General features: G+C 68.1%; 7 protein-coding genes. 6 read left to right on the top strand and 1 reads right to left on the bottom strand.

Annotation, left to right across the window (positions count from 1 at the left end; translation table 11 throughout):
• Positions 1 to 591: 591 nt before the first annotated feature.
• Positions 592 to 1,599 (bottom strand): hypothetical protein, encoded by a 1,008-nt coding sequence (locus tag AC5RWA_RS16085; RefSeq protein WP_494058277.1) that lies wholly within the window; start codon positions 1,597 to 1,599, stop codon positions 592 to 594.
• A gap of 6 nt (positions 1,600 to 1,605) precedes the next feature.
• On the opposite strand from AC5RWA_RS16085, the gene AC5RWA_RS16080 reads away from it, so the two are divergent.
• Genes AC5RWA_RS16080 through recN form a run of 6 tightly spaced genes read left to right on the top strand, consistent with a single transcriptional unit; the run spans position 1,606 to position 7,366 of the window.
• Entirely contained in the window at positions 1,606 to 2,541 is a 936-nt protein-coding gene (locus AC5RWA_RS16080; protein ID WP_494058282.1) for a hypothetical protein, read from the top strand.
• Positions 2,542 to 2,547: 6 nt separating this feature from the next.
• Complete coding sequence (locus tag AC5RWA_RS16075) at positions 2,548 to 3,537, top strand: HAD-IIA family hydrolase (RefSeq protein WP_494058276.1); 990 nt, start codon at positions 2,548 to 2,550, stop codon at positions 3,535 to 3,537.
• A 9-nt stretch (positions 3,538 to 3,546) separates the two neighbouring features.
• Positions 3,547 to 3,768 (top strand): hypothetical protein, encoded by a 222-nt coding sequence (locus AC5RWA_RS16070; RefSeq protein ID WP_494058275.1) that lies wholly within the window; start codon positions 3,547 to 3,549, stop codon positions 3,766 to 3,768.
• A complete protein-coding gene (locus AC5RWA_RS16065) occupies positions 3,768 to 4,583 on the top strand; it encodes a TlyA family RNA methyltransferase (protein ID WP_494058274.1) in 816 nt (271 codons plus the stop codon). The genes AC5RWA_RS16070 and AC5RWA_RS16065 overlap by 1 nt, the downstream gene beginning before the upstream one ends.
• 13 nt (positions 4,584 to 4,596) lie before the next feature.
• Complete coding sequence (locus AC5RWA_RS16060; RefSeq protein ID WP_079597219.1) at positions 4,597 to 5,622, top strand: NAD kinase; 1,026 nt, start codon at positions 4,597 to 4,599, stop codon at positions 5,620 to 5,622.
• Between the two features lie 4 nt (positions 5,623 to 5,626).
• Positions 5,627 to 7,366 carry a DNA repair protein RecN gene (gene recN / locus AC5RWA_RS16055; RefSeq protein ID WP_115524690.1) on the top strand — a complete coding sequence of 580 codons (1,740 nt, stop codon included), beginning with the start codon at positions 5,627 to 5,629 and terminating at the stop codon, positions 7,364 to 7,366.
• Positions 7,367 to 7,373 lie beyond the last annotated feature (7 nt).

Raw genomic sequence — 7,373 nt, 5'->3', positions numbered from 1 at the left:
GTACTGCACCCGGGAGGGTGTGGGAGAGTAGGTCACCGCCGGACAACCATTAAGGTCGAGGCCCCAACCAGCAATGGTTGGGGCCTCCCGCATTTAACACACCAACGCCCCGGGATGCCCTATCAGATAACGCGCCCAAAAACCCCGGGATGCTCTATCAGATAACGCGCCCAAAAACCCCGGATGACAACCACAACTGACAGGGCAACCCGCCCGGCCACGCCCCGGGGCACCCAGGCCCCGTCCCACCGTCGTACAATTCACCCGCTGAGAGAGCGTCCTACCCAAACCTGCAGAAGCTGATAGGGCGTCACCCGGGAACCCGCAACAGCTGATAGAGCGTCACCAGGGAACCCGCAACAGCTGATCGAGCGTCTCCCGGGAACCCGCAGCACGTGATGGAGCGTTGGAGGCCGGGGGCGGCTGGTGTGAACATCCCCACGATGTGGCTCCCAGCCCTCGCTCTGTCCCTGCGGATTAGGTGCCTCCTCTAGAATTGATGAAGATGTACGGACTTCGAAGCGCTTGATTTCGGGTTGTGTAGGAAACGAAACACGGATACGAGCGGCTGCAGTTGCGCCAGTGGTCGGCTCACAACAGGAGGAATCCATCATGGCCGAGCACAACGGCGGTAACCGCGGAAACGACCGCGGTTCGTTCCGGGGAAACAACAACTCCGGTGGGGACCCCCGCGGGTTCCGGTCCCGCAGCAACCGCGACAACAACGACTTCCCCAAGCGGGCATCCGGCAGCGGGGAGCGGAAGCCCTTCGGTGACCGTCCCCGCTCTGAGGGTGAAGGCGACCGCCGCGGGTTCGGTGGTGGAGAGCGGAAGCCTTTCGGGGACCGTGACCGCAAGCCGTTTGGGGACCGTCCCCGCCGTGAAAGTGACGGGGAGCGTCGCGGGTTCGGTGGCGGTGGTGGGGAGCGGAAGCCTTACGGTGACCGGGACAACCGTTCCTTTGGTGACCGACCGCGCCGTGAAGGTGACGGCGACCGCCGGGGTTTCGGCGGCGGTGGCGGTGGAGAACGCAAGCCTTACGGTGATCGTGACAACCGTTCCTTCGGGGACAGGCCGCGCCGAGAGGGTGACGGTGAGCGCCGCAGCTTCGGTGACCGTGACCGTAAGCCGTTCGGTGACCGGCCGCGCCGCGAGGGCGATGGCGACCGCCGTGGTTTCGGCGGTGGAGAACGCAAGCCCTTCGGCGACCGTGACCGGAAGCCGTACGGCGACCGCGAAAACAAGCCCTATGGAGACCGCCCGCGCCGGGAAGACGGTGAGCGCCGCAGCTTCGGTGACCGTGACAACCGGAAGCCGTTCGGTGACCGGCAGGACCGCGCGCCCCGCAGCTTCGACCGCGGCCCCGGCCGTGGTGATGCGCGCCAGGGCGACTCCGGTCCCCGCAGTTTCGGGCGTGACCGCCAGGAGGACCGGCCGGCACGCGTCCCCAACGCACGTGACCTGCGCAGTGCCAACCGCCCGGACCGGGAACGCTCGCCCGAAATCGATGAGGACGTCACGGGCAAGGAGCTTGACCGCGCCACGCAGCACCAAATCAAGACCCTTGAGCCGAAGAGCGCGGAGTGGGTTGCCCGTCACCTCGTGATGGCCGGCCGCCTCATCGACGACGAACCGGAACTTGCCTTCCAGCACGCACTGGCCGCCAGCCGGCGCGGCGGCAGGCTCGCCGCCGTACGCGAAGCCGTAGGGCTCACCGCGTACGCCGCCGGCCACTACGGCGAGGCGCTGCGCGAATTCCGCACCTACCGCCGGATCAGCGGCTCCAACGTCCACCTGCCGGTGATGGCCGACTGCGAGCGTGGCCTGGGCCGTCCGGACCGCGCACTCGATGTGGCACGGTCTGAGGAAGCACAGGACCTGGACGCTCCCGGCAAGGTGGAGCTGGCCATTGTTGCAGCAGGGGCAAGGACCGACCTCGGCCAGCCGGATGCCGCCGTGGCCGAACTCGAGATACCCCAGCTGGACATCAACCGGGCATTCTCGTACAGCCCCCGCCTTTTCCGGGCCTACGCTGATGCCCTTGCGGCCGTGGGACGTGAAGCCGAAGCAGAGAAGTGGCAGAACCAGGCCGTAGTTGCTGAGAATGCCCTGGGCCAGGGTGTCGACGAAGAGCCTGACATCATCGACCTCGGCTGGGACGAAGAGGAAGAAGCCCGGGAAGAAGCCGAGCGCCGCCGCCTCCTCGACCGCGCTTCCACGGCATCTGACACGGCTAACGCAGCCGCCGGCGCCTCCACGGGAACAACAGCGGCCGCCGGAACGTCCGACGCCGGCACGTCGGCAGCTGCCAGCGTCACCACTGAAGCATCCGCCGAAGAGGCGCAGGACAGCAGCATCGACGACCAGGAAGCGGACTACTTCGTCTCCGATGATGCTGAGTCGGACGAGGACTCGGTGGAGCACGACGAACTGGATTCCGAGGACACGGAAACTGAGGACACGGAAACAGAAGGCACCGAAACCTGGGGCCAGGAGACCGAGGGGGAAGCCGGCAGCCTCCAGGACCGCCGGGAAGACTGAAAACCAATGACTGAAGTTTCCCTGATCTCCCGTTTCGACGCGCTCCTGGCAGACCTGGACGGGGTGGTGTACGCCGGTCCGCACGCCATTCCCGGAGCGGTCGAGTCCCTGCAGCAACTGTCCGGTCTCGGTGTGGGGTTGGGCTACGTCACCAACAACGCATCCCGCTCCCCGTCACAGGTGGCAGCGCACCTCCGCGAACTCGGGGCACCTGCTGAGGACGACCAGGTAGTCAGTTCTTCCCAGGCCGCGGCAGAACTGCTGGCTTCGAGGCTCGCACCGGGGTCCCGCATCCTCATTACCGGCAGCCCGGCACTGGCCCACGAGATCGAACTCGTGGGCCTCGTGCCGGTCTACAGCCAGGACGAGGAACCGGTGGCTGTGGTCCAGGGCTTCAATCCCGACATCGGCTGGAAGGACCTGGCCGAGGCAGCCTACGTGGTGTCTGCCGGCGCCCTGTGGGTCGCCACCAACACGGATATGTCCATCCCGCAGGCACGGGGGATCGCGCCCGGAAACGGCACCCTCGTGGCCGCCGTGATCGCGGCAACCGGCCAAAAGCCCCTCGTGGCAGGCAAGCCGGAAGCACCGCTCTTCCACTCCGCGGCCAAACGGCTCGGCGCCGAACGCCCCCTGGTGGTTGGTGACCGGCTGGACACGGATATCCTGGGCGGCAACAACGCGGGCTTCGCCACCGTAGCCGTCCTGACCGGCGTCGACACCCGGCAGAGCATCCTGGCCGCCCGCGCCGCGGAGCGTCCGGACTACCTCATCGAAACGCTGCCGGACCTGCACCGGCCCTACCCCGAGGTGACGCACGACGACGGCACCTACTCGTGCGGAAGGGCATCGGCCCGGGTGGCAAACGGCGCGGTGGGCATCATTGGCAGTCCCGACGACCTGGACGCGTGGCGCGCCGCCTGCGCCGCCTGGTGGGCAGCAACGCCGGACGCCTCCGCACCACAGGCGCCGCAGCTGGCGTGGATGGATCATTAGACTGGACGAATGACTGAGCTGAACCGACCCGACGAAACAGCAGCCCAGCCTTCCCCGGACTGGCCCGGTGCAGCAGATGCCGGAATCACGGATCCCGTCGTTGCCCAGGCTCTGTCGCGGCTTGATGCCCTGCCGCAAATTCCGGTGGCAGAGCATGAAGCGGCCTACAACGGGCTTCATGATGATCTCCTCGCCGCCCTGAACGCCGAGCCCGCGGACGGCGGCGCCTGATGCCCGCACGCCTCGACCAGGCCCTGGTTGCCCGCGGCCTGGCCAGGTCGCGGACGCATGCAGCCGCCCTGATCGCCGAGGGCAAGGTCAGCTCCGACGGCAGGATCCTGGAAAAAGCGTCCCTGCAGGTTGACGATGACCGGGACCTCGCCGTTGAACATGACGAGCAGGACACGTACGCCAGCCGCGCCGGCCACAAGCTCGCCGGCGCCCTGGACGCCTTCCCGCACGTCCAGGTGGAAGGAAAACGGTGCCTGGACGCCGGAGCTTCCACCGGCGGCTTCACCGATGTCCTGCTCAGGCGGGGCGCGGCACACGTGGTGGCGGTCGACGTCGGGCACGGCCAACTGGTGCCCCGGCTCCGCAGCGATCCCCGCGTGGCTGTCCACGAGGGACTCAACGTCCGCTACATGACCCCGGCGGACATCGGCGGCACAGCCGCACTGACCGTAGCCGACCTCTCCTTCATTTCGCTCACCCTGGTGGTCCAGCCGCTGGCACTGTGCACCGAACCCGGGGGTGATCTGGTGCTGATGGTCAAGCCGCAGTTCGAGATCGGCAAGGACCGCCTGGGACGCACCGGGGTGGTGACATCCGAGCGGGAACGCCGCATGGCGGTGGAAAAAGTGGCCAGGTCAGCGCTCGATGCCGGCCTCGACCTGTGCGGCCTGGCACAAAGCCCGCTCCCGGGCCAGGACGGAAACGTCGAATACTTCCTGTGGATAAAACGCAGGATCAGCCAAGACTTGCCTAAGATCGAAGAGCGAGAGGCAGCTGCCGCTGCCTTGCTCGGACGTATCTGGCCGAACCACTAGAGAGCGGAACCTGATGAGCAGGCGTGTACTGGTCCTCGCCCACACCGGCCGCGAGGAATCACTGAAAGCCGCCTGGGAAGCCTGCGCCCTGCTGCACGCCTCGGGAATCGTCCCGGTGATGCAGGAGTCCGAGCTGGACGATATGGAACGGTTCTTCGGCCACCTGGCCCAGCCCGTGGAAGTGCTCCACGACCACGTCCAGCTGCCGGACGTCGAACTGGTGATGGTCCTCGGCGGTGACGGCACCATCCTGCGTGCCGCCGAACTGGTCCGGGAAGTGGACGTGCCCCTGCTGGGCGTGAACCTGGGCCATGTGGGCTTCCTGGCCGAAAGTGAACGGGCGGACCTGGCCCAGACGGTTGAGTGGATCGCCAGCCGCGACTACACCGTGGAAGAACGGATGACCATCGACGTCCAGGTCTGGATCCGCGGCCAGAAAATCTGGCACACCTGGGCGCTCAACGAGGCCGCGATCGAAAAGGCCAACCGGGAGCGCATGCTCGAGGTGGTCACCGAAGTGGACGAGCGACCGCTGACATCCTTCGGATGCGACGGCATCGTGCTGGCCACACCCACCGGTTCCACCGCCTACGCCTTCTCCGCCGGCGGTCCCGTCGTCTGGCCGGAGGTGGAGGCACTGGTCATCGTCCCCATCAGTGCCCACGCGCTCTTTGCCAAGCCCCTGGTGGTGTCGCCGCGCTCACGGCTTGCCGTGGAGGTGCTGAGCCGCACCGATGCGCAGGGTGTCCTGTGGTGCGACGGCCGGCGGTCCGTGGACCTGCCGCCCGGCGCGCGCGTGGAGGTCACGAAATCCGCCACACCCGTCAGGCTGGCCCGGACGCACCAGACGCCCTTCTCCGCCCGGCTGGTCCGTAAGTTTGAACTGCCCATCCATGGCTGGCGGGGGCCGGTGCCGAAGGCCGAGGCCATCCATACCGGTCCCATCCCCATCGTCAGGACGCCGCGGCCACAGCCCCCGCTCCAGGTGCCGCAGGCAGGCCAGCCTGAAGCCGATACCGATCCGTCGACTGCAAAGTGAAACCATGCTTGAAGAACTGAGAATCCGCGATCTGGGCGTCATCACCGACGCAACCCTGCCGCTGGGCCCGGGGCTCAGCGTGGTGACCGGTGAGACCGGCGCGGGTAAGACCATGGTGGTTACCGCCGTCGGCCTGCTGCTGGGTGCCCGCTCGGACGCCGGCGCCGTCCGCAGCGGTGCGAAGAGCGCGACGGCGGAGGCGGTCCTTAAGCTCGACGCCGGGCACCCGGCCATTGCGCGTGCGCTGGATGCGGGGGCCGAAGCGGAAGAATTCGACGGCGGCGCTGAGCTGATCCTGGCACGGCGCCTTGGTTCGGACGGCCGCAGCCGTGCGTTCCTGGGCGGCAGGGCCGCCCCGGTGGGCGTCCTGGCCGAGATTGGCGAAACCCTGGTGGTGGTGCACGGCCAGTCTGACCAGATCCGCCTCAAGGGTGCGGCTGCGCAGCGGGGCGCCCTGGACAAGTTCGCCGGCGACTCCCTGGCCGGGCCCCTGGCGGCCTACCAGGACTTGTACAACCACTGGAAGGCCAGCCAGTCCGAGCTAGACACGCTCCGCAGCGCCGCCCGCGACAGGCTGCGCGAGGCCGAATCCCTGCAGACAGCCCTGGCCGAAATTGACGAGGTGGACCCCCAGCCGGGGGAGGACGAGCTGCTGAAGGCCGAGGCCGTCAAGCTGGCCAACGTGGAGGAACTGCGCATCGCCGCCAGCACCGCCCACCAGGCCCTCATCGCCGAGGACTTCGGCGAAGCAGGCGACGCCACCACCCTGGTGGACGCCGCCAAACGGACCCTGGAACACGTGGCGGAGCACGACGCCGAACTCGGTTCCGCGGCTGCCCGGCTCGCCGAGGTAGGCTTCCTGCTCAATGACATCGCCACGGAGCTCGCCAGCTACCAGGCCGGCCTGGATTCCGAGGGGCCGGAGCGCCTCGCGGAGATCGAGGACCGGCGGGCGGCCCTGGCCAAACTCGTCCGGAAGTACGCACCCACCATCGACGAAGTCCTGGAATGGGCGGAAAACGCCCGCGTGCGCTACGACGAGCTGCAGGACGATTCCTCCCGCATCGAGGCGCTGGACGCCGAGGTGGTGCGGGCAGAGGCGGACCTGAAGAAGCAGGCCACAGCCATCAGCAAGATCAGGACGAAAGCCGCCAAGGATCTCTCGGCCCGCGTCAGCGCCGAACTGAAGGCCCTGGCCATGGCCGACGCCACCCTGGTGATCACCCTTGAGCCCTCGGGCCAGCTGGGGCCGCACGGTGCGGACGAGATCGGCTTCCTGCTGCAGCCGCACTCCGGCGCGCCGGCCCGGCCGCTGGGGAAGGGCGCGTCCGGCGGTGAGCTGTCCCGCGTGATGCTCGCCATCGAGGTGGTGCTCGCTGCGGTGGATCCCGTCCCCACGTTCGTCTTTGACGAGGTGGACGCCGGTGTGGGCGGCCGCGCCGCCGTCGAGATCGGCCGCCGGCTGGCCATGCTGGCCCGCCACGTGCAGGTGTTGGTGGTCACGCACCTGCCCCAGGTTGCTGCGTTCGCGGACCAGCACATCACCGTCACCAAAACATCCGTCAGGGGAGCCGACGGCGGCACCGCCACCGGGTTCACCTCCAGTGATGTGCGCCTCCTTGACGGCCCCGAGCGGGTCCGCGAACTGGCCCGCATGCTGGCCGGCCAGGAGGATTCGGAGTCCGCGCAGGCCCACGCCCAGGAGCTGCTGGATGACGCGAAACTGCTGCCGCAGCGGGCCTGACAGCACC

Source organism: Arthrobacter sp. 210 2 (assembly GCF_059093025.1).
This window is presented reverse-complemented; position numbering and strand designations above follow the sequence as displayed.